Source organism: Caldimonas sp., assembly GCF_046291045.1.
In the GTDB taxonomy this organism is placed as follows: Bacteria; Pseudomonadota; Gammaproteobacteria; order Burkholderiales; family Burkholderiaceae_C; genus Caldimonas.
Map to the genome: position 1 here is coordinate 14,307 of NZ_JBKBSL010000021.1, position 21,380 is coordinate 35,686.

Here is a 21,380-nt window from a genome sequence, read left to right on the forward strand (position 1 = left end):
ATGAAGGCGGCGACCTCCGGCGGCACGTCGGCCTGGGAAGGACGGGAGGAAGAAGGGGCGCTGCTCATGAAAGCTCCGAAGGACACCAGACGAATGTTCTGCATTGCAGAACAAGATGCTGAAAACGTTTCATCCTAGCCAGCCATGGGCCGGCTGTAAACCAGCCTTCAGGACGCGGCGCGGCGCTCGCGTTCCTGCAGCTCGCGCCACATCACCTTGCCGGTGCCCGACTTGGGCAGGCTGTCGACGAACTGAACGATGCGCGGCACCTTGTAGGCCGCCATGTGCTCGTGCGACCAGTCGATGATCTGCTGCTCGGTCACCTCGCCGGCCGCCCCGGGCTTGCGCACGATCACGGCCTTGACGGTTTCGCCGCGGCGCGGGTCGACGGCGGCGATGACGCAGGCCTCCTGCACGGCCGGGTGCTGGTACAGCAGCGCCTCCACCTCGGCGGGCCAAACCTTGAAACCGGCCGCGTTGATCATGCGCTTGAGTCGGTCGACGAAGAAGAAGTAGCCGTCCTCATCGGTGGTGCCCAGGTCACCGGTGCGCAGGAAGCGCTTGCCGTCGATCTCGACGAAGGCCTGGGCCGTGGCCTCGGGCTGGTTCCAGTAGCCCAGCATCACCTGCGGGCCGTGCACGACGATCTCGCCCACCTCCCCCGGAGGCAGCTCCTGCCAGGTCGTCGTGTCGACCACGCGCGCGTCCACATCGAACAGCGGCACGCCCAGGCACTGGGCCTTGGGGGCATCGGGCGGGTTGCTGTGCGTGGCGGCCATGGTCTCGGTCATGCCATAGCCTTCGCCATAGCGCAGGCCCAGCTTGTGCTCGAGCGCATGGGCCACGGCCTTGGGCATGGCGGCACCGCCGCCGGCGATGCGACGCAGGCTGCTCAGGTCGTATTCGGGCAGGCGCGGATTGGAGACGAAGTCGATCACCATCGCAGTGATGAGGGCCAAACCGTAGACGCCGTGCTTTTGCACGCACAACGCGCAGGCATCGCGGTCCCAGCGAGGCAGCACCACGATGGTGCTGCCGGTGTACAGCGGCCCGTTCATGCCGGATTGCATGCCGGTGACGTGGAAGAGCGGCAAGACGGCCATGCCCACCTGGCCAGAGTTGGCCTTCCACCAGATGCTGCCGGCCGCCACGTTGTACATGGTGGTGCGATGGGTGTGCATGCAGCCCTTGGGCTGCCCGGTGGTGCCCGAGGTGTAGGGCATCACGGCCAGATCGTCCGGGCCGGCGAGGATCGGGCCGGGGCGCAGGTTGGCGGCGATCACCTCGTTCCAGGCGACGGCGCCGGGGGTGCCGAGGGCCATGCGCGCAGCCGACACGAACTCGGGCACGGGCAGGTCGGTGGGCTCGGTGGCATAGTCGCCATAGGTGGCCACGATGAGATGGTCGAGGGCACGGCCCAGCAAGGGCTCCATGCGCCCGTAGAGCTCTTGGGCCACGAAGGCCACGCGCGCGCCGCTGTCGCGCGCGTAGTGTTCCAGCTCCGCCGTGAGGTTCATCGGGTTGACCGGCACGACCACCGCATCGGCACGCAAGATGCCGTAGTAGGCCAGCATGAACTGGGGACTGTTCTGCATGTCGAGCAGCACCCGGTCTCCCTTGCGCACGCCGCACACCCTGTGCAGGTAGCCTGCGATGCGCTCGGTCTCGTCCTGGAAGCGCGCGAACGTGAGCGGCGTGTCGTAGAAGATCAGGAACGGCTTGTCGGGATAGCGCATCGCCGAGATTTCGACGTTGCGGTACAGATGCGTCTGCGGCACGTGCAGGTGCCGCGTGGCGTGTTCCGGCCAGAAGGCGAAGTGCCGGTCGGACATGGCAGTCTCCTCGAAGCTCTTGTGCCTTCGAGTATCCGGCATGCGCGTGAGCGCCTTCTGTCACCTGCGTGAATCGGGTTCTCCCTGGGACCACCTCAGCCGAGGCCCCGTCCGTCAGCGCTCGCTCGCTGGACACGGGATCCCTCCCTTTGGGAAACACCCCGAATCACCCCCTGAGCGACCCAGCCTTTCCCCGATGTCGCCCGCGGTCAACACTTTGGCGCCCGCCGTCATGGCCGCGAAGTTCGAGCTGCGGCACAGTGAATCATCGATCGAACCAAGGAACCTCACGATGAATGCCTCGATCAAGCGCCCGCTCACCGCGGCTGCGTTGGACAGACCGACGCCCACGGACCCTGTGGCCGCAACGGACCTGCCCCAACCCAGCAGCCGATACCTGGACGTCGGCGCAGGCCGCATCGCTTACGATGACACCGGCGGCAATGGACCGCTGGTGCTGGCCATTCCGGGGATGGGCGATCTGCGCTCGGAGTATCGGGCTCTGCGACCACTGCTTCAGCAGGCTGGATACCGCGTCGTCACGATGGACATCCGTGGCCATGGTGATACGACCACAGGTTGGAACAACTATGGCGCTCGGGCCGTCGGTCGTGATGCCCTGGCGCTGATCGACCACTTGAATGCGGGCCCTGCCGTGATCCTGGGCAACTCGTTTGCGGCGGGATCTGCGCTGTGGGCCGCGCATGATGCGCCGGCACGGGTGCGTGCAGTCGTTCTATTGGGGCCCGTTGTGCGTGACGGCGCACCCTCCTGGTTCGCCAAGATGGCGGTCGCCGTCGGCTTCGCCGGCCCGTGGCGGGTGGCGTTTTGGCTGGCGTTCTGGGACAGCCTGTTCCCGTCTCGGAAGCCCGCGGACCATGCCAAGGTCAAAGCTGCGCTCGCCGCGAATCTCAGAGAACCAGGCCGCATGGAGGCACTGCGCACGATGATCGGCCTGTCCAAGGCCGACACCGCCGCCATCGTTGCGCGCAGCCGCGTGCCCGCCCTGGTGGTGATGGGCACGCAGGACCCCGACTTTCCCGATCCCGCCGCCGAGGCCCGCTGGCTGGCCGGCGCACTGGGTGCCGAGTCCCTGATGGTCGAGGGAGCCGGGCACTACCCGCACCTGGAAATGCCCGAACGCGTGGCGCCCCATCTGCTGGACTTTCTTGCGCGCGTCTGTGCGCCGTGATGCCGACGTCTGCAGGTCACCGTCGCCCCGATGGGCGTGGGAGGTCAGAGCCGAGAACGCCGAGCCGCCGCCGGTGTCATGCCGGTCCAGCGTTTGAACGCACGGTGGAAAGAACTCGGGTCGGCAAAGCCCAGCAGGTAGGCCACCTCGCCGAGCGCCAGGCGCCCATCGGCTATGTAGCGCATGGCCAGATCGCGTCGCACATCATCCATCAAAGCCGCAAAGCATGTGCCTTGGTCATCGAGCCGACGCTGCAGGCTGCGCTCGCTCAGATTCAGGCGCCGAGCCACTGCCTGCAGCGATGTCCGCCCGTGGGCCATGCCTTCGGTCAGTTCCCTGCGCACCCGTGCTGTGATGTTCTCCGGCGGCCGCAGGCTGACTGTCAGTACTTGCTCGGCGTGGGAGGTGACGATGCGCGACAAACCTGGATCAGCGCCAGGCACCGGGCGGTCCAGCAGCTCACTGGCCAGAACCAGGCAGGTGACAGGACACTCGAAGCGGGGCACGACCCCAAAGACGGATCGGTACGCATCGACCTTGTCCAGTGCTGCATGCTCGAATTCAACGCTCAGCGCATGCACCGGTTCACCGCAGAGCTGAGACGCCACCACCACCAGCGACGCCATGGTGAACTCTGCGGCTTGCGGACAAGGCCGCGCGCCCACGATGTCGAAGCGATGCTCGATCCGTGTGGTCTCACCCATCGGGATGATCTCGAAAACCGCGAGATCGTGCACAAGCCGGTTGTAGCGCGCCAGACGCTGGAGTGCCGTGCGCAGATCGGGCGCGGTGCGCACGGCGTAGTCCAGCACATCGAACTCGCCCGGGCGAATCTGGCTGGCAGCAAACAGGCCAAACGTTGGCCTGTGGGTCAATTCCGCCGCGCGAGCCCACAAGAGTTCCTCCATCGCAAGCGGTACGCGCGCCTCGGTCTCGCTCAACCACGCCTCATCAAAACCCGTCCCGCCGATCAGTTGCGCCGGCTCCACGCCCAAGACGCTGGCGCGCCGAATGATCAGTGCGCCCACGCGGGCCGAAACCCTGGGAAAGCGGGCGTGAGGGGACATCGGGGTGTGCTCACCTTCTTGGCACGACAACGTGAGGATGAATTCTCGCTCGTCTTCCCGGACTCTTGCCCTGCACGCCACCCTCTCACCATGGAGGGGCCAATGCGCTGCGTGCGAGGCGCATCAATTCATGCGGCTCGCGGGGAATTCGGCCAGATGTGCGGCACAATCGGCCCGCCCGTCATGGTCGGGCGTCTTTTTTTCAACGCTGAACACATCGCATGAACAAGACCGAACTGGTTGAACACCTGGCTTCCAAGCACGATCTGTCCAAGGCCGAGGCCGGCCGCATCCTCGAGACCCTGCTCGACGCGATCGTCACGACCGTCAAAAAGGGAGAGGCCGTGACCCTGCCGGGCTTCGGCTCCTTCAAGCAGCACGCCCGCGCCGCCCGCAACGGCGTGAACCCCGCCACCGGCGACAAGATCAAGATCGCCGCGGCCAAGCTGCCCAAGTTCACCCCGGGTGCCGGCTTCAAGGCCGCCGTCGACCCCAAGGCGGCCACCCGCAAGGCCGCCAAGGCCCCGGCGCCCAAGGCCGCTGCCAAGAAGGCAGCCAAGAAGGGCAAGTGACCTCCAGGGCCCTCAGGGCCCTGCTTTGACGTCGAACAGCCGGCACCTGCCGGCTTTTTTTCTTCGCATTGACCGACGGCGGTTGCTTCGCCCCAGCGTTCACAAGCCCCGCAAAGAACAAGGGCCTGATCCCTTGTGCAGGATCAGGCCCTTGAGGAGTTGGCGCGGCTGGCAGGATTCGAACCCACGACCCCTTGGTTCGTAGCCAAGTACTCTATCCAACTGAGCTACAGCCGCGAAGACCGAAACTATAACACGTTTTTCGCGTTTGTCATCACTCGATGCGTGCAGCGCGTCGATAGCAGGCACGCGCCCGTTCGAGGTCCTCGTCCTGCTCGGCCATCTCGGCCAGGCGGCGCCAGGCGCTGCGCCGCTGCGGCGCCGGCAGCGCGGGGTCGTCGGCACAGCGCTCGAGCTGCTGGCGTGCCTTGCCCCAAAGCTGCAACTGGGCCAGTGCGCGGCCCAGCGCATAGGTGAGCTCGGGGCGCGTGGGGTGGGCGTGTGTCGCGGCCTCCAGGCGGGGCAGCCAGTCGGTGCCCAGGCCTTCGAGCGAGCGCACGAAGGCCTCGGCCAGCGCCTGCCACTCCTCGGCGCTGCGGCCCTGCGGCGTGTCCCAGAACGGCTGGAGCATCGCACGCGCCTCGGCCGCACGTCCGTGGCCGGCCATGGCCGCGGCGGCACGCGCCGCCACGAAGGCGTCGCGGCGGTCGGTGGCATCGAGCTGTTCCCACACCCGCTGGAGCTGGTCGGCATCGCGTGCGGTGTCCAGAGCCTCCATCGCCAGCGAACGCAGCAGACCTTGCGCAGCCACCTGCGAGAAGCCCTGGTGCTTGGCCAGCAACCGGGCCGTGCGCAGGGCATCGAGCGGCTGGCGCGCCAGGCGTGCGGCCTGCAGCTTCAGGCGCAGGGCCTGGGTGCGCCGTGCCAGGCCCGGCGGCAGTTCGGCCAGCAGCTCCAGGGCCCGCTCGGCGTCACGATCCTCCAGCGCCCATTCCGCGGCCATCAGGCGCACGCCCTCGTCGGCAGCCCGGCCGTTGCCGCCGGCCGCCGGCGTGGCCAGGGCCTGCCTGAGGAGTTCGTCGCGGCCCGCGCGGTCCTGCAGGCGGTGCAGGCTGCCCGCGGCGAGCAGCCGCGCCAGCGTGATGAACTCGGCATCGGAGCGCAGCTCGGGCGTGGCGCCCTGGATGGTCAGGGCCCGCTGCGCGGCCTTGTGGGAGCGGCTGTAGCGGGCGCCGAAGTACAGCGCCAGGGCCTCGCGCAAGGCCTGCTGGGCGTAGTGGTCGCGCCTTGCGATGCGCCACTCGCGCGCGCGGCGCGGCAGGCCGATCAGCGTGTGCAGGGTCTGCAAGGCGAGGTAGAGGCCCGCGCACAGCAGCAGCAACAGCAGCACGAAGAAGTTGAAGGACAGGTCCAGCCGCCACGGGGCCCAGTAGAGCGTGACGACGGCATCGTTGCGCCCGAACACGCCCGCGGCCACCACCGCGAGCACGAAGAGCAGAAGGATCCAGATGACGTTGCGCATGGCCGGACGCCTTCCGCTCAGCGGGTGGCCAGCACGGCCTGCAAGGCCGCGAGCGTCTCGTCGGGTCGCGGCAACTGGCTCGCACGGGCCTGGGCCTGCACTTGGCGCAGCGTGTCGGCCACCTGCATGACCCGACGCGAGCGCGGATCGAAATAGCGATCGAGCGCCTGCTGGGCCTGCCGCATGTCGGCCTGCACCGTCTCGAACTGCCGGCTCAGCAGGGCCAGGCGCGCGTTGAGCAGCCGCAGCTTGAGGTTCTCGCGCAGGAAGAAGGCCTGTTCGGGCGCGATCAGCATGGCCTCGGGCTGATCGATGCGGGTCACGCGCACGAGGGAGCGCAGCTCGCTCCATACACGGGCCGCGAAGTCACGGCCGCGGGCCGGCCAGTCGTCGGCGGCCTGGCTGGCCGACGGTTCGGACCGCGACGCGCGTGCAGCCACCCCCGTGCCGGGGCTGGACAGCAAGGGCAGTTCGTCGGCCAGACGCGCGGCCTCGTCGAGCCGCGCCACCAGAGAAGGCACGTCGGCCACGGCCACGGCGCGTGCGCGCTCCACGTCCTGGACGATGGCACGGCGCACGCGCTCCAGCCGCGGCTGGTTCAGGCGCTGCAGGCGTTCGTCGGCGCTGCGCAAGGCCGCCAGCAGAGGCTCGGCGCTGCCGGTGATGGCCGAGTGCTGCACGGCCACGCGCAGGGCCGCCTCGATCTCCACAAGCACGTTCTCGTCCCGCGAGCGCGACAGGGCCTGCAGCAGTTCGTCGAGCTGGTCGCGCTGCAGCGCCACCTCGGCCAAGCGCGCCTCCAGCACGGAGGCCTTGGCCAGGGCCTCGCGCGCGGCGTCCTGCGCCTGCCGGGCCACGGCCCGGGCTTCGGTGGCAAGGTCCTGGCTGTCCTGCTGGCGGCGCACGAGTTCGCGCTCCAGGCCCTGGACCTGCTGCTGCGCCTGGTAGGCCAGCGTGAGGCCCACGACGGCCAGCAACAGCAGGCCGACCACGGCGACCCACCACAGGGAACGGCTGGCCGCCTGCGGTGCGGCCTGGCCGGGCGCCGCAGCGGCCTGCGCAGCGGGCGCGGCCGCGCGCTCTGACGGGGGATCGGGGGAGGTCGGCGGGGTGGTGGGGGAAGTGGTGTCGCTCACGGTGAGGGCCATTGTATCGAGCACCTATGGCGCATCGCGCCTGCGCGCCCAGGCCGCGGCCACGGCGTCGGGGGCCGGGTGCGAACCCAGGACCCTGCGCAGGCCCAGGGCACGGGCGCGCTCGCCGATGCGCGGGTGGGTGACGATGGCCACCTGCTGCGCCCAGTCGGGCCGCAGACCCTGGGCCTGCGCCAGACTCGCCAGATGGTCGATGGCCTGGGAGCTGCTGAAGAGCCACACCGCCTCGCCAGCCGTCTCCAGCACCGTGTGCAGCAGCGTCGTGTCCGCCGGGTCCAGCACCGGCAGGCCGCGCCGGTAGGCGCCGAGGAAGTCGACCACCGCACCGGCTTCGGTCAGACGCTCGGCCAGCCAGGGCCGCCCGCCCTCGCCGCGCACGATGAGCACGCGACGCCGCGCCCAGGGCTCGCCGCGCAGCACGGCCCACAGCGATTCGGAGTCGAGCTGCTCGGCATCGTCGGCCGGCCGCAAACGCAGCGCCTCGGGCACGCCGGCGCGCGCCAGCGCGGCATCGGTGCCGGGCCCGGGCGTGGCCACCCGCACACCGTTTGGCCAGCGCGCCCCGCCGGGGGCCTGGGCAAAGAACTGCTCGACGGCGCTGGGGCTGACGAAGACGACCAGATTGCGCCCCGGCAGTTCTGCCCAGGCCTGGTGCACGGCGCTCATATCGGCTGGCGCGGCGATCGCGATCAGCGGCAGGGCCCGCGCTGGCACGCCCAGCGCCTGCAGTCGCTGGACCCAGTCACCGGCCTGCGCCGCAGGGCGCGTGACGAGCAGGCATGGGGGGAGCACCGCCATCCTCAGGCGCTCGACGCCAGGCGGGCCAGCAGCGCCTCGGCCCCAAGCTCGCGCAACCGGGCGGCGGCCTGCATGCCCAGCCGTGTGGCTGCCTCGGTGTCGGCGACCGCTGCGGCACAGCGCACCTGCAGCAGGCCAAGCGGCTCGGCGTCCGGGTCGCCCAGGGCAGCATGCAGCACGAGCTCCTCGTGCTGCCACAGCGCATGGGCCGCCAGCGGCACGCTGCAACTGCCCCCCAGGGCGCGCGAGACGGCGCGCTCGGCATGCACCGCCAGCCAGGTGGGGCGGTGTACGAGCGTGGCCAGCGCTTCGCGCAATTCGCCCTGATCGGCCCGGATCTCCAGGCCCAGGGCCCCCTGCCCCGCCGCCGGCAGCATCTCCTCGGGCTCGAAGACCGTGCGGATGCGCCCGGACAGGCCCAGGCGCTTCAAGCCGGCTGCGGCCAGCACGATGGCGTCGTACTGCCCCTCGTCGAGCTTGCGCAGCCGGGTGTCGAGGTTGCCTCGCAATGGCTCGATGCGCAGGTCGGGCCGGCGCGCACGCAACTGCACCAGGCGGCGCAGGCTGGAGGTGCCCACCACCGCCCCCGCCGGCAGGCTGGCCAGATTGGCATGCCGCGTCGAGACGAAGGCATCTCGCGGATCCTCGCGCTCGAGCACGGCAGCCAGCAAGAAGCCTTCGGGCAGCTCCATCGGGACGTCCTTGAGCGAGTGCACAGCGAGGTGGGCTCGGCCTTCCTCGAGCGCCACTTCCAGCTCTTTGACGAACAGGCCCTTGCCACCCACCTTGGACAGCGTGCGGTCGAGGATCTGGTCGCCGCGCGTGGTCATGCCCAGCAGCCCGACGCGATGACCGAAGCGCTGCTCGAGCAGGGTCTGCACATGCCGCGCCTGCCACAGGGCCAGGCGGCTTTCGCGGGTGGCGATGACCCAGCGGGCATTCGCCGCGACGGGGCCGGAGGAGGAGGAAGGCTCAGACGTGATCATGGCCGGATGCTACCCGAGGCACCAGAGGGCACCAGGCGGTGCGATGCCCGCCCATGGCCGCGGCGGTGCTACCATCCTGGGCTTGTAATTTAGTTACCATCGCCAGCCACCCCGAGGTACCCATGCCCGCCGCCCGCACCGCACCCGCCCGGCCCCGCGCGAAGCGCATCGAGGCCGATGCCGCCGAGAAGAACCGTCCGCTGGTCGAGGACATCCGGCTGCTGGGCCGCATCCTGGGCGACGTGATCCGCGAGCAGGAAGGGCGCGAGGCCTACGAGCTGATCGAGCGCATCCGCCAGCTCTCGGTGGCCTACCGGCTCAAGCGCGATGCCCAGGCCGGCCGCGCGCTGGACCGGCTGCTGAAGAATCTGAGCAGCGACCAGACGGTGTCAGTGATCCGCGCGTTCAGCTACTTCTCTCACCTGGCCAACATCGCCGAGGACCGCCATCACGTGCGCCGGCGCGAGCACCACGAGCGCCAGGGCCATGTGCAGGAAGGCTCGCTCGCCTACAGCTTCGAGCGCCTTGCCGAAGGCGGCGTGCGCGCCGAGGACATCGCACGCACGCTGCAGCGTGCCTACATCTCCCCGGTGCTCACGGCCCACCCCACCGAGGTGCAGCGCAAGTCCATCCTGGACGCCGAGCGCGCCATCGCCGAGCTGATCCACCAGCGCGACGAGCTGCACACCCAGCGCGAGCTGGACGACAACGAGGCCCAGATCCGCGCGCGCGTGACGCAGCTGTGGCAAACGCGCATGCTGCGCTACACCAAGCTCACGGTGGCCAACGAGATCGAGAACGCGTTGAGCTATTACCACACCACCTTCCTGCGGCAGATCCCCCGCATGTACCGCAGCCTGGAGCGCGCCCTGCCCGGCTTCGACATCGCGCCCTTCTTCCGCATGGGCAACTGGATCGGCGGCGACCGCGACGGCAATCCCAATGTCACCGCCGCGACGCTGGAGTTCGCGCTGCGCCAGCAAGCCGAGACGGCCCTGCGCTACTACCTCACCGAGGTGCATGCGCTGGGGGCCGAGCTGTCGGTCTCGGCGATGCTGGTGGACGTGACGCCCGCGCTGGCGGCGCTGGCCGAGCGTTCGCCTGACACCAACGAACATCGCCGCGACGAGCCCTACCGGCGTGCGCTGATCGGCATGTATGCGCGTCTGGCGGCCACGCTGTCGCACCTCACCGGCACCGAGGCGCTGCGCCACGCGGTGGCGCCGTCCACGCCCTACGCCGGCGCCGGCGAGTTCTTGGCCGACCTGCGCGTCATCGACGACTCGCTGGCGCATCACCACGGCACGGCCCTGGCCGAGGTGCGCCTGCGCCCGCTGATGCGAGCGGTACAGGTGTTCGGCTTTCACTTGGCCACGGTGGACCTGCGGCAGAGCTCGGACAAACACGAGGCCGTGGTGGCCGAACTGCTGGAACGCGCGCGGGTGGAGTCGGGCTACGCGCACCTGCACGAGATCCACAAGATCGAACTGCTCGTCCAGCAGTTGCGCGACCCGCGGCCGCTGCGCGTGCGTGGCGCCACCTACAGCGAGCACACCGAATCCGAACTCGCCATCTTCGAGACGGCCCGGGTGATGCGCGAGCGCTTCGGCCCCGAGGCGATCCGCCACTACATCATCAGCCACACCGAGACGGTGAGCGACCTGCTGGAGGTGCTGCTGCTGCAGAAGGAGGCCGGGCTGATGCGCGGCACCCTGGGCGAGGATGCCGTGGCCGACCTCATCGTCGTGCCGCTGTTCGAGACCATTGGCGACCTGCGCCAGGCCGGCCCCATCATGCGCACCTTCTATGCGCTGCCCGGCGTGCTCGACCTGGTCAAGCGCAGCGGCGGCGAGCAAGACATCATGCTCGGCTACAGCGACAGCAACAAGGACGGCGGCTACTTCACCAGCAACTGGGAGCTCTACCGAGCCGAAATCGAGCTGGTGGAGCACTTCAACCGCCTCAAGGCCGAGCACGGCATCACGCTGCGGCTCTTCCACGGCCGTGGCGGCACGGTGGGCCGCGGCGGCGGCCCGAGCTACCAGGCCATCCTGGCCCAGCCCCCCGGCACGGTGAACGGCCAGATCCGGCTGACCGAGCAGGGCGAGGTGATCGCCTCGAAGTACGCCAACCCGGAGATCGGCCTGCGCAACCTCGAGACGCTGGTGGCCGCCACGCTGGAGGCCACACTACTGCACCCCACCAAGAGCGCGCCGAAGGCCTTCCTGGAGGCCGCGCAGGCCCTGTCGGAGGCCAGCATGAAGGCCTACCGCAAGCTGGTCTATGAGACGCCGGGCTTTACCGACTACTTCTTCGCCGCCACGCCCATCCGCGAGATCGCCGAACTCAACATCGGCTCGCGCCCGGCCTCGCGCAAGGCCACGCGCGCGATCGAGGACTTGCGCGCCATCCCCTGGGGTTTCTCGTGGGGGCAATGCCGTGTGGCGCTGCCGGGCTGGTACGGCTTCGGCTCGGCCATCGAGGCCTACCTGGGCCAGGGTGCTCAGCGCAAGGAACGGCTCGCCCTGCTGACGCGCATGCACCGCCAGTGGCCCTTCTTCCGCACCCTGCTGTCGAACATGGACATGGTGCTGGCCAAGACCGACCTGGCCGTGGCCTCGCGCTACGTGGAGCTGGTCGAGGACAAGCGCCTGGGCCGGCGCATCTTCAAGGCCATCGAGGCCGAATGGCAGCGCACGCACGAGGCCCTGGCACTGATCACCGGTGAGAAGCAGCGCCTGGCGTCCAACCCGGCGCTGGCACGCTCCATCGAGCACCGCTTCCCCTACCTCGACCCCATCAACCACCTGCAGGTGGAGCTGATGCGGCGCTACCGGCAGCAGAAAGACGCCGGCGAGGTGCATGAGCGCGTGCAGCGCGGCATCCACATCTCGATCAACGGGATCGCCGCCGGTCTGCGCAACACGGGCTGAGCCCCCAGCCTCAGCCGCCCTTGTTGCGCATCCAGTCGGCGGTATTGAAGAAGGTTTCGCGCAGGCGGTTCACCAGGGCCGGATCGAGCTGCAGTTCCTGCATGGCCTGGTCCATGCAGGCCAGCCACTGGTCGCGCTCCCTGATGCCGATGGGAAACGGCAGGTGACGCGCGCGCAGGCGCGGGTGGCCGAAGCGCTCGACGTAATGCTGCGGCCCGCCCAGCCAGCCGCACAGGAACCAGAACAGCTTGTCGCGCGAGCCCTCCAGCGTGGTGGGGTGCAGCGCGCGCAGTTCGGCATAGGCCGGCTCCAGGTCCATCAGGTCGTAGAAGCGGTCCACCAGGGCACGCACGGCAGCTTCGCCGCCGACCCACTCGTAGGCTGTCTCGGGTTGGGTGGCTTGATCAGGGGGATTCGGGGTCATCGAGTCTTCACTTCACGTAGCCCCAGGCCTTCAGGCGACTGGCGGAGTATTGGGCGGCCTGCCCCTGCGCCCCCAGGCGCAGGAAGGCGTGGTACTGGCGCGCGGCGGCTTCGCGCTCGCCCAGGCCCTCCAGGGCCACGCCGCGCAGGAAGGTCACGCCCGGGTCGCCGGGCAGCAGGCGATCGAAGGCCAGCAGTTCGGCATGGGCCCTGCCCGGATCGCCTTCCACCAGGGCCAGCACACCGGTGAGCTTGCGGGCCTGAGCCTCCTGCGGGTAGAGGGTCTTGGCCGCCTCGGCATAGCGCAGCGCGTCGCGATGGCGGCCCTGGGCCTGCAGGCACTGGGCCATGCGCAGGTTGGCCGCGTAGTCCTCCTGCGTGAGTGTCAGGGCTCGGGTGAAGGCCGCGGCCGCTTCATCGTAGGACTTGCGCGCCATCGCCGTCTCACCGCGCTGGCAGGCCTCGATGGTGGGCTTCAGGCGCCGCAGCGAGGCCGTCTGGTCCATGTAGCGCTCGCGCTGCACGGGCCGCGAGGCGCTGGCGCCGTAGCGCTCCTGCGCCAGGCGGCGTGCAGTGTCGCGCCGTTCGGTGCTCATCGGATGGGAGGAGAACATGGTCTGCAGCAGGCTGGGCCGGGCCTTTTCCTGGTCCACCAGGATCTGGTGCAGCGCCGTCATGCCACCGGCCGGGTAGCCGGCCCGCACCATGTACGCCTGACCCAGGGCGTCGGCCTCGCGCTCGTTGTCGCGCGAATAGCTGGCCAGCAACGCGCTGGCGCCGATCTGGCTGCCCAGGCCCACGAGGCCGCCCCATTGCGAATTCGAGGCGGCCACGTTGAGGCCCGCCACCACCGACTGCGCGATCAGGGCCTGGCCCTGGCGCTGCGCGGCGTGGCGGGCGTTCACATGGCCCATCTCGTGGCCCAGCAGCGCAGCCAATTGGGCCTCGTCGTCCATCTCGACCAGGATGCCACGCGTCACGCCCATGGCCCCGGCCGGGAAGGTGTAGGCATTGACATGGTTGGCGTTGAGCACGCGGTACGAATAGGGCATCTGCGGCCGGTGGGTGTGGGTCTGCAGGCTGCGGCCCACCGACACCACATAGTCATTGACGGCGGCATCCTGCACGGGCCCGAGGTCCTGGGAGAACTGGTGGGGCGAGACCTGGGCATCGACCTGGCGTTCCTGGGTCTCGCTCATGCCCACGACGATGGTCTGTCCGGTGACGGGCGAGGTGGCGCAGCCCTGCAGCCAGGGGGCCGCCACGACCCCCGTGCTCGCGCCCAGGAGCCACAGGGCATCCCGGCGGCTCAGGCGGTTGCGGGCCAGGCGTTGGGCGAGTGCGCGGGGATCCATGAGCGTCCTTTCGGGTGTCGAAGGGACACCCATTGTAGGAAGCCGCCTGCGCGCGTGCCCCGCGCAGGGTTTCAGGACGTGACCGGGGCGGGCGCGGCCGCCTCGATGCGCCCGGCCAGCGCGGCCACAGCCTGGGCCGCCGCACTGCCGGGCAGGCTCTCGAACAGCAGCTGACGGCGCTGCAAGGCCTCGCGCACCGCGGCGTCGCTGGGGATGTCGCCGGCCAGCACGAGCTTCACCGGCTCGCCCTGGGGGGTGGCGACGAAGCGGTCGACCACCTGCTGGAGCTGGTGGGTGACGATCCTGCCGTCGCCGGACTTGGTGACCTGGTTGACCGCCACATGCAGCAAGCGACGGCGCTGCTGGGTGGCCAGCACCTTGATGGTGGCGTAGGCATCGGTGAGCGAGGTGGGCTCGGGCGTGGCCACCACCAGCACGTCGTCGGCCAGGGAGATGGCGTAGAGCACGACGTCAGAGATGCCCGCACCGGTGTCGAGCAGCACGAAATCGTAGCGCGGGATGAGCGAGGCCACCACACGTTGCAGTTGTTCGCGCACCTCGGGCGTGAGGCGCGAGTATTCGACCAGGCCCGAGCCGGCCAGCAGCACCGAGAAGCCGCCCGGCGCCCTGAGCACGGCCTCGTCCAGGGTGGCCTTGCCTGTGAAGACGTCGTGCAGCGTGATCTTGGGGTACAGGTTGAGCACCACGTCGAGGTTGGCCAGCCCGAGGTCGGCATCGAGCACGAGCACGCGGTGGCCGCGACGGGCCAGCGCTGCCGCCACGTTGGCCGAGACGAAGGTCTTGCCCACGCCCCCCTTGCCGCTGGTGACGGCCAGCACCCACGCGCGCTGGGCGCCGGGCAAAGGAAGCGACGGGCTGGAGTCTGGGCTGTTCATGGGCTTATTCAAGGCTGTCGTCCCAGGCCGTCACACCGAAGAGCAGGGATTTCTCCTCGCTGCTGACGCTGCTGACCACGGATTGCTCGAGGCAGACGCGGTTACGCCCCTCGGTCTTGGCGCAGTAGAGCTGCAGATCGGCGCGTTCGGTCCACAAGGCCGCCGACGAGCGCACCCATTGGGGCGCGAAGGCTCCTCCGATGCTGACGGTGACGTGGACATCCTGCCCCGATGGCAGGCGGATCGCGCGGCCCTCGATGGTACGGCGAATGCGCTCGGCCACGGCTTCACCGTAGACCGGATGGCAGTTGGGCAGCACCATCGCGAACTCCTCGCCGCCAAAACGCGCCACCGTATCCATCGGTCGCACGCACTCGGACAAGCGCTGTCCGACGGCCTGGATGACCACGTCCCCGGCCGCATGGCCGTGGGTGTCGTTGACGTGCTTGAAGTGGTCGATGTCGACCACCAGCAGCAAGGCCGACTCGCCAGTCCGCGCCACACGATCGATCTCGCGCTCGAGCACCGCCCGGAAGTGGCGACGATTGGCCAAGCCGGTGAGAGCGTCGCGCAGCGACAGGTCACACAGGCCGTCGATGATGGCCTGCAGCGCGATCGTCGCCGGAGCTTCGGCCAGAGAAGGCAAGGGATATCCCGCCTGCTGCAAAAGGCTCAGCGCCTGTTCGAGCTTGAGCTCGGTCAGGCGCAGGGCGTCGTGGGTCAGAGCGGCGGTTGGCACGGAGTGCTTGGCTTCGGCGCAGCGGTGGAATCCAGTCTAGCAGCGAGCCCCCCGGGCCCGGCCCGGGGAATTGAACGCCGATTTTCCGGCTTATCGACACGCCGACCCCGGACTTGAGCGCTACAGCGCCGCCTTGCGCAACGTTTCCACCACCGGCCGGCGCAGCACCTCGCGCAGCCCCCACCAGCCAGCGGCCAACGCCAGCCCCGCCCCTGCCCCCATGCCGGCCAGCGGTACCCACGGCGAAGGCGCCCAGTGGAACTCGAAGGCATAGCGGGCCAGCGCCCACCCCACCGCGATGGCCGCCCCCGCGGCCAGGGCACCGGCCAGAGCGCCCACGCCCACCAGCTCGGCACGCTGCACCCGCGAGAGCAGGCGGCTGCCCGCCCCCATCGCGCGCATCAGCGCAAACTCCCGCTCGCGCGTCTGGCGGGTGGCCGTCACCGCCGCGAACAGCACCACCACCCCGGCGGCCAGCGTGAAGCCGAAGAGGAACTCCACCGCACGGATGACCTGATCGAGCACCCGCTGCACCTGGCCAATGGAGGCTGAGACATCCACATTGGTGATGTTCGGAAACTCCCGGATCAGGGCGTTGTCGAATCCGGCCTGCGGCGGCGCGCGAAACGCGGCGATGTAGGTCGAGGGCAGCTCGTCCATGCGGCTGCGAGGGAACATCGCGAAGAAGTTGACCCGCATCGAGGCCCAGTCCACCCGGCGCAGGCTGGTGATGCGGGCCTGCACCGGCATCCCGGCGATGTCGAAGACCAGGACGTCGCCCAGGTTCAGGCCCAGGGTCCGGGCGATGCCCTCCTCCAGGCTGATCTCATCGGCCGCCTCGGGCGTCCAGCGGCCGGCAGCCAGCCCGTTGTGCACCGGCATCGCCGCGGCATGGCTGAGGTTGAACTCGCGGTCGACCAGGCGGCGCGCGCGGTCCTCGGTGTAGGCCTCGGGGTTCACCGGCCGGCCGTTCACGCTCACGAGCCGGCCCCGGATCATCGGGTACCAGTCGAAGCCCTCCAAGCCAGCCTGCGTGAGCCGCTCGCGGAAGGCCTGGGCCTGCTCGGGCTGGATGTTGATCACGAAGCGGTCGGGCGCATCGGGCGGCGTGGCCTGACGCCAACTGGCGATCAGGTCGGTGCGCAGCAGCACCAGAAGCACCAGGGCCAGCAGGCCCACGGCCAGGGCAGAGACCTGCAGCACCGCAAAGCCCGGGCGGGCAGCCACCTGGCGCGTGGCCAGGCGCAGCCAGCGCGGCACGTGCAACTCCACCACGGTGCGGCGCAGGATCTGCACCGCCACCCAGCCCGCCAGGGCGAACAGTGCGATCGCGCCGGCAAAACCTCCGACGGCGATCAGACCCAGGCGCAGGTCGCTGGAGGCAGCCACCAGCAAGGCGGCAAAGCCCAGGGCGCCGGCGGCCAGCACCCCCAGGGAGGCCGGCCGCAGTTCGCCCATCTCGCGACGGATGACGCGCACCGCCGGCACCTGGGCCAGTTGCAGCACCGGCGGCAGGCCGAAGCCGAACAGCAGGGTCAGGCCCACGCCCAGGCCGAAGACGGCCGGCCAAGCGCTGCTGGCCGGCAGGGTGGTCTCGACCAGGCCGGCCAGCAGGGCCACGAAGACGTGGTGCACGGCATAGCCCACCGACACGCCCAGGGTGCTGGCCAGCAGGCCCACGAAGGTGAACTCCAGGGCATAGCTCCAGGCGATGGTGCGCTGTGGCAGGCCCAGCACGCGCAGCATCGCGCAGTCGTCGAGGTGGCGTGACGCGAAGTCGCGCGCCGCGATGCCCACCGCCACCGCCGCCAGCAAGGCGGCCAGCAGCGCGACCAGGTTCAGGAAACGCTCGGCCCGGTCCAGCGTCTGGCGCATCTCCGGACGGCCGTTGTCCAGCGACTCCAGGCGCACGCCACGCAGGCCCGCCTCCTCGATGTGGGCCCGTGCCCAGGTGAGGTAGCGGCCGATCTCGGCATCCCGCCCCGGCGGTGCGGCCACGGCCAGACGGTAGGTGACGCGGCTGGCAGGCTGGATCAGGGCGGTGGCGGCCAGATCGGCCTCGTGAAGCATCACACGCGGGGCAAAGGCCATGAAGCCGGCACCACGATCGGGTTCGAGCGTGATCACGCGCTCGATGCGCAAGGCCGCGTCCCCCAGCAGCAGGGTGTCGCCCACGGCCAATTGCAGGGCCTCGAGCAGGGCCGCATCGACCCACACGCTGCCGCGGGCCGGCACACCCTGGGCCGGTGCGTCGGCCTGGCCGGGCGCCGGGGCCACGCGCAAGCGGCCGCGCAGCGGGTAGTCGTCGCTCACGGCCTTCACCGCCACCAGCCGGGTGGCCCCGCCCTGGGCCTGCGGCGCACGCGCCATGCTGGGAAAGGCCACGGTGCGGGCCTGGCGCAGCCCCTGCGAGCGGGCCCGTTCGACGAAGGCCTCGGGCATGGGCTGGTCGCTGGCGACGAGAGCATCGCCCCCCAAGAGCTGGGCAGCGTCGCGGTTCAGGCCGTTCTTGAGCCGGTCGGCAAAGAAGCCCACCGCGGTGAGCGCCGCCACGGCCAGCATCACGGCCACGACCAGCAGCCGCAGTTCACCCGCGCGGAAGTCGCGCAGGGTCTGGCGCATGGCAAGGGGGAGGATGTGCTGCAGCATGGGAGGTGGAGGGCTTGCGAACGGCAACGATAGCCGAGCCCGGACCCGGGCGCCGCCCTGGGGTCTTCCGGGGCGGCGGGCCCTGGCGGCGTGAACGGTTCTGAACGCTGACGTCAAGCCGGCGCAACCCCGTGCAGCCTGCGTCATGGTCCACTGCCGGTATGACGATCTCCCCCCTGCCCCCGGTCTTCCTGTCCCACGGCTCGCCGCTGATCGCGCTGGACCCGGGCGACACCGGCGCCTTCTTCCGGCGCCTGGGGCCGGCCCTGGAGCAGGCCTTCGGCCGGCCGCGCGCCATCCTGGCGGTCTCGGCGCACACCACCACGCGCGAGCCGGCGCTGCTGGCAGCCGCGCAGCACCACACCGTCCACGACTTCGGGGGCTTTCCCCAGGCGCTTGACGAGATGCGCTACGACGCCCCGGGCGATCCTGCCGTGGCGAACGCCGCGTCCGCATGCCTGACCGACGCCGGCATCGCGCACCACGTGCTGGCCGCAGGCGGGCTGGATCACGGCATCTGGACGCCGTTGATCCACGCCTGGCCGAAGGCCGACATCCCGATCGTGCCGCTGTCGCTGGTACCCTTTGCTGCTGCGGCCGAACACTTTGCGATCGGCGAGGCCCTGGCGCCGCTGGCTGACGAGGGTGTGCTGATCCTGGGCACCGGCAGCCTCACGCACAACCTGCGTCTGGCGCTCGGTGGCGGCCGCTCTGAGGACCGGCCCGAGACGCCAGAATGCGCGGCCTTCCGCCACTGGGTGTGGGAACGCAGCCTGGCGCGCGACTGGCCCGCCCTGATCGACTACCGGCGGCAGGCCCCGCATGCCGCCCTGATGCACCCCACCGACGAGCACTGGCTGCCTTTCTACGTCCCGGGCGGGGCGGGCGGACGCCAGGCCGCGCCGGTGCGGCTGCACGCCGGCGTGACCTATGGCTGCCTGGGCATGGACGCCTATGCCTTCGGCCCGCAGGCGACCCGGCTCGCGCAGGCCCTGGCCGGCTGATCACCGCCCGGGCAACTGCCCCACCACGCCTTCGACGTAGTAGTCCATCGCCGCGATGCGGCGGTCGTCCATCGGGCCACCCTCGTGGCGCACACGGCCCTGGTTGTCGACGATGCGCCCGGCGAAGGGGTGGAAGCGGCCTTGTTCGATGGCCTGACGGCGCTCGCGCACGAGTTTCACCACCTCGGCCGGGATGTCCGGGTGCAGCGCCGCCAGGTCGATGAAGCCGTCCTTCAGCCCGCCCCAGGCCGGTGTGGCCGTCCAGCGGCCTTCGAGCACGGCTTGGGCCACGCGGGTGTAGTAGCCGCCCCAGTGGTGGGTGACGGCCGTGAGCTGGCGCTTCGGGGCGAAGCGGCGCATGTCGCTCTGGTAGCCGATGAACCAGCGGCCCTCGGCCTCGGCCGTCTGGGCCACCGCGGTCGAGCCGCTATGGTTGGTGAGTACGTCCGCCCCCTGTCGCATCAGCGTCAGGGCCGCCTCGCGCTCGCGTGCCGGGTCGAACCAGGCGTTGAGCCAGATCACGCGCAACTGGGCCTGAGGGTTGGCCTCGCGCAGGCCGCGGGCGAAGGCGTTGATGCCCTGCACCACCTCGGGCACCGGGAAGCCCGCCACATAGCCGGCCGTGCCGCTGCGCGTCATGCGCCCGGCGATCAGGCCGGCCAGATAGCGCCCTTCGTAGTAGCGGGCGTTGTAGGTGTTGAGGTTGGTCGCGGTCTTGTAGCCGCCCGCATGCTCGAAGGCCACCTGCGGAAACTCCGAAGCGACTTTCAGCGCCGGCTCCAGGTAGCCGAAGCTGGTGGCGAAGATGAGGCGGTGGCCCTGGGCCGCCAGGTCGCGCATCACGCGCTCGGAGTCAGCCCCCTCGGCCACGTTCTCGACGAAGGTGGTCTGCACCTTGGTGCCGAGCTTCTTCTCGAGTTCGAGTCGGCCCTGGTTGTGCTGGTAGGTCCAGCCCGCTTCGCCCACTGGGCTGACGAAGACAAAGCCCACCTTCAGCGGCGCGGGTGCGGCCGGCAGCGGGTTGGGTGGAGGGGTCTGGGCCGACGGGCCGCTGGCGAAGACGAGTGCGGAGACGGCGGCTGCGGCCGCACGCCTGAGGTTTTTGTACATGGTGTTCCTCTACATGGCCCCGAAGCAGGCGCGTGGCCTCCTGGGGCGCGGAGGACACGCGTTCAGTGAAAGCTCTCGAAATGGGCGTCGAGCCGATCGACCCAGCGCGCCTTGGCCGAGGCCTCGGCGAAGCTTGCCTCGATGCTGTTGCGCGCCAGGACGTAGGCCTCGCGCACCTGCAATGCAGGCAGCGCGGCAAAGGTCTCGACGAAGTTCTGGTGCAGGTAGCCGCCAAAGTAGGCCGGATCGTCGGAATTGACGGTGGCCACCAGCCCCGAAGCCAGCAATTGTCCCAGATTGTGATCGGACAGCCGGTCGAAGACACGCAGCTTGACGTTGGACAGCGGGCACACCGTGAGCGGAACGCGCTCGCGTGCCAGGCGCCGGACCAGTTCCGCATCCTCCAGGGCCCGCACGCCATGGTCGATGCGCTCGACCTTCAGCTCGTCCAGCGCACTGCGCACATAGGCGGCAGGCCCCTCCTCGCCGGCATGCGCCACGAGGCGCAAACCCAGCTGACGGCAACGTGCGAACACCCGGGCGAACTTCTCGGGAGGATGGCCGCGCTCGCTGCTGTCCAGGCCCACGCCGATGAAATGCTCCCGCCAAGGCAGCGCCTCTTCGAGCGTCTCGAAAGCGGCGTCTTCGCTGAGGTGTCTCAGGAAGCACAGGATGTACGCGCTGCTCAGCCCCAGTTCCCGCTGCGCCGTCTCCCGGGCCCGCGTGAGCCCGCGCATCACCGTCTCGAAGGGGACGCCGCGCGCAGTGTGGGTCTGCGGATCGAAGAACACCTCGGCATGCACGATGCCGTCCGCGACAGCCCGGCGGAAATAGGCCATGGCCATATCGAAGAAATCGTCCTCCTTCAGCAGCACGCTCGCACCGGCGTAATAGATGTCGAGGAAGCTTTGCAGGTCGGTGAAGGCATAAGCACGCCGAAGGCTCTCGACGTCGGGGTAGGCCAGGGCCACGCCGTTGCGCCGGGCCAGTTCGAAGATGAGCTCGGGCTCCAGCGAGCCTTCGATGTGGATGTGCAACTCGGCCTTCGGCATGGTGCGCAGCACATCGGCCAAGGCCTGCGGGGGAAGTGTCGCGTTCACTTGCATGGTCGTCGCCTCGAACGTGTCAGGACCGTTGAACCCGGTTCC

The 21,380-nt window shown here is 69.9% G+C and carries 17 protein-coding genes and 1 tRNA gene; 4 read left to right on the forward strand and 14 right to left on the reverse strand.

Translation table 11 applies throughout. The features are described from left to right. Nucleotides 1-167 precede the first annotated feature (167 nt). The gene (locus ACK4ZD_RS09340) at nt 168-1,832 is read right to left on the reverse strand and encodes a long-chain fatty acid--CoA ligase (RefSeq protein WP_409660818.1); all 1,665 of its coding nucleotides are present in this window, start codon (nt 1,830-1,832) and stop codon (nt 168-170) included. Between the two features lie 196 nt (nt 1,833-2,028). Between ACK4ZD_RS09340 and ACK4ZD_RS09345 the strand changes: the two genes are divergently transcribed. Continuing rightward, nucleotides 2,029-3,024 (forward strand): alpha/beta fold hydrolase, encoded by a 996-nt coding sequence (locus ACK4ZD_RS09345; protein ID WP_409660821.1) that lies wholly within the window; start codon nt 2,029-2,031, stop codon nt 3,022-3,024. Between the two features lie 44 nt (nt 3,025-3,068). Here ACK4ZD_RS09345 and ACK4ZD_RS09350 read toward each other — a convergent pair whose 3' ends face one another. Next, a complete protein-coding gene (locus ACK4ZD_RS09350) occupies nt 3,069-4,091 on the reverse strand; it encodes an AraC family transcriptional regulator (protein ID WP_409660824.1) in 1,023 nt (340 codons plus the stop codon). A 221-nt stretch (nt 4,092-4,312) separates the two neighbouring features. Between ACK4ZD_RS09350 and ACK4ZD_RS09355 the strand changes: the two genes are divergently transcribed. After that, on the forward strand, nt 4,313-4,663 hold the full coding sequence (locus ACK4ZD_RS09355; RefSeq protein ID WP_409660827.1) for an HU family DNA-binding protein: 351 nt from the start codon (nt 4,313-4,315) through the stop codon (nt 4,661-4,663). A gap of 160 nt (nt 4,664-4,823) precedes the next feature. Here the strand turns inward: ACK4ZD_RS09355 and ACK4ZD_RS09360 are convergent. From ACK4ZD_RS09360 to hemC, 5 genes are all read right to left on the reverse strand, one after another. Continuing rightward, a tRNA-Arg gene (locus ACK4ZD_RS09360) sits at nt 4,824-4,900 on the reverse strand. Nucleotides 4,901-4,937: 37 nt separating this feature from the next. Next, complete coding sequence (locus tag ACK4ZD_RS09365) at nt 4,938-6,185, reverse strand: heme biosynthesis HemY N-terminal domain-containing protein (protein WP_409660830.1); 1,248 nt, start codon at nt 6,183-6,185, stop codon at nt 4,938-4,940. Between the two features lie 17 nt (nt 6,186-6,202). Beyond that, nucleotides 6,203-7,321: a uroporphyrinogen-III C-methyltransferase gene (locus tag ACK4ZD_RS09370; protein ID WP_409660833.1), complete on the reverse strand. Its 1,119-nt coding sequence runs from the start codon at nt 7,319-7,321 to the stop codon at nt 6,203-6,205. Between the two features lie 24 nt (nt 7,322-7,345). Then, nucleotides 7,346-8,137, reverse strand: a complete 792-nt coding sequence (locus ACK4ZD_RS09375; RefSeq protein WP_409660836.1) for a uroporphyrinogen-III synthase — start codon at nt 8,135-8,137, stop codon at nt 7,346-7,348. 2 nt (nt 8,138-8,139) lie between these two features. After that, on the reverse strand, nt 8,140-9,123 hold the full coding sequence (gene hemC, locus ACK4ZD_RS09380; RefSeq protein WP_409660838.1) for a hydroxymethylbilane synthase: 984 nt from the start codon (nt 9,121-9,123) through the stop codon (nt 8,140-8,142). A gap of 122 nt (nt 9,124-9,245) precedes the next feature. On the opposite strand from hemC, the gene ppc reads away from it, so the two are divergent. Further along, on the forward strand, nt 9,246-12,056 hold the full coding sequence (ppc, locus tag ACK4ZD_RS09385) for a phosphoenolpyruvate carboxylase (protein WP_409660841.1): 2,811 nt from the start codon (nt 9,246-9,248) through the stop codon (nt 12,054-12,056). Nucleotides 12,057-12,066: 10 nt separating this feature from the next. Here ppc and ACK4ZD_RS09390 read toward each other — a convergent pair whose 3' ends face one another. From ACK4ZD_RS09390 to ACK4ZD_RS09410, 5 genes are all read right to left on the reverse strand, one after another. Then, nucleotides 12,067-12,480 carry a group II truncated hemoglobin gene (locus tag ACK4ZD_RS09390; RefSeq protein ID WP_409660844.1) on the reverse strand — a complete coding sequence of 138 codons (414 nt, stop codon included), beginning with the start codon at nt 12,478-12,480 and terminating at the stop codon, nt 12,067-12,069. 7 nt (nt 12,481-12,487) lie between these two features. Beyond that, nucleotides 12,488-13,834 carry a M48 family metalloprotease gene (locus ACK4ZD_RS09395; protein WP_409660846.1) on the reverse strand — a complete coding sequence of 449 codons (1,347 nt, stop codon included), beginning with the start codon at nt 13,832-13,834 and terminating at the stop codon, nt 12,488-12,490. Nucleotides 13,835-13,905: 71 nt separating this feature from the next. Then, nucleotides 13,906-14,730, reverse strand: coding sequence for a MinD/ParA family protein (locus ACK4ZD_RS09400; RefSeq protein ID WP_409660848.1), 825 nt, complete (start codon nt 14,728-14,730; stop codon nt 13,906-13,908). Nucleotides 14,731-14,734: 4 nt separating this feature from the next. After that, nucleotides 14,735-15,469 carry a GGDEF domain-containing protein gene (locus ACK4ZD_RS09405; RefSeq protein WP_409660850.1) on the reverse strand — a complete coding sequence of 245 codons (735 nt, stop codon included), beginning with the start codon at nt 15,467-15,469 and terminating at the stop codon, nt 14,735-14,737. 120 nt (nt 15,470-15,589) lie between these two features. Beyond that, nucleotides 15,590-18,091 carry an ABC transporter permease gene (locus tag ACK4ZD_RS09410; protein WP_409660852.1) on the reverse strand — a complete coding sequence of 834 codons (2,502 nt, stop codon included), beginning with the start codon at nt 18,089-18,091 and terminating at the stop codon, nt 15,590-15,592. A 188-nt stretch (nt 18,092-18,279) separates the two neighbouring features. Between ACK4ZD_RS09410 and ACK4ZD_RS09415 the strand changes: the two genes are divergently transcribed. After that, the gene (locus ACK4ZD_RS09415; RefSeq protein WP_409660854.1) at nt 18,280-19,122 is read left to right on the forward strand and encodes a dioxygenase; all 843 of its coding nucleotides are present in this window, start codon (nt 18,280-18,282) and stop codon (nt 19,120-19,122) included. Here the strand turns inward: ACK4ZD_RS09415 and ACK4ZD_RS09420 are convergent, their stop codons facing one another. Both ACK4ZD_RS09420 and ACK4ZD_RS09425 read right to left on the reverse strand, forming a co-directional pair. Continuing rightward, nucleotides 19,123-20,232 carry a BMP family ABC transporter substrate-binding protein gene (locus tag ACK4ZD_RS09420; protein WP_409660856.1) on the reverse strand — a complete coding sequence of 370 codons (1,110 nt, stop codon included), beginning with the start codon at nt 20,230-20,232 and terminating at the stop codon, nt 19,123-19,125. Between the two features lie 62 nt (nt 20,233-20,294). Then, complete coding sequence (locus tag ACK4ZD_RS09425; protein ID WP_409660858.1) at nt 20,295-21,338, reverse strand: adenosine deaminase; 1,044 nt, start codon at nt 21,336-21,338, stop codon at nt 20,295-20,297. Between the last annotated feature and the right edge of the window lie 42 nt (nt 21,339-21,380).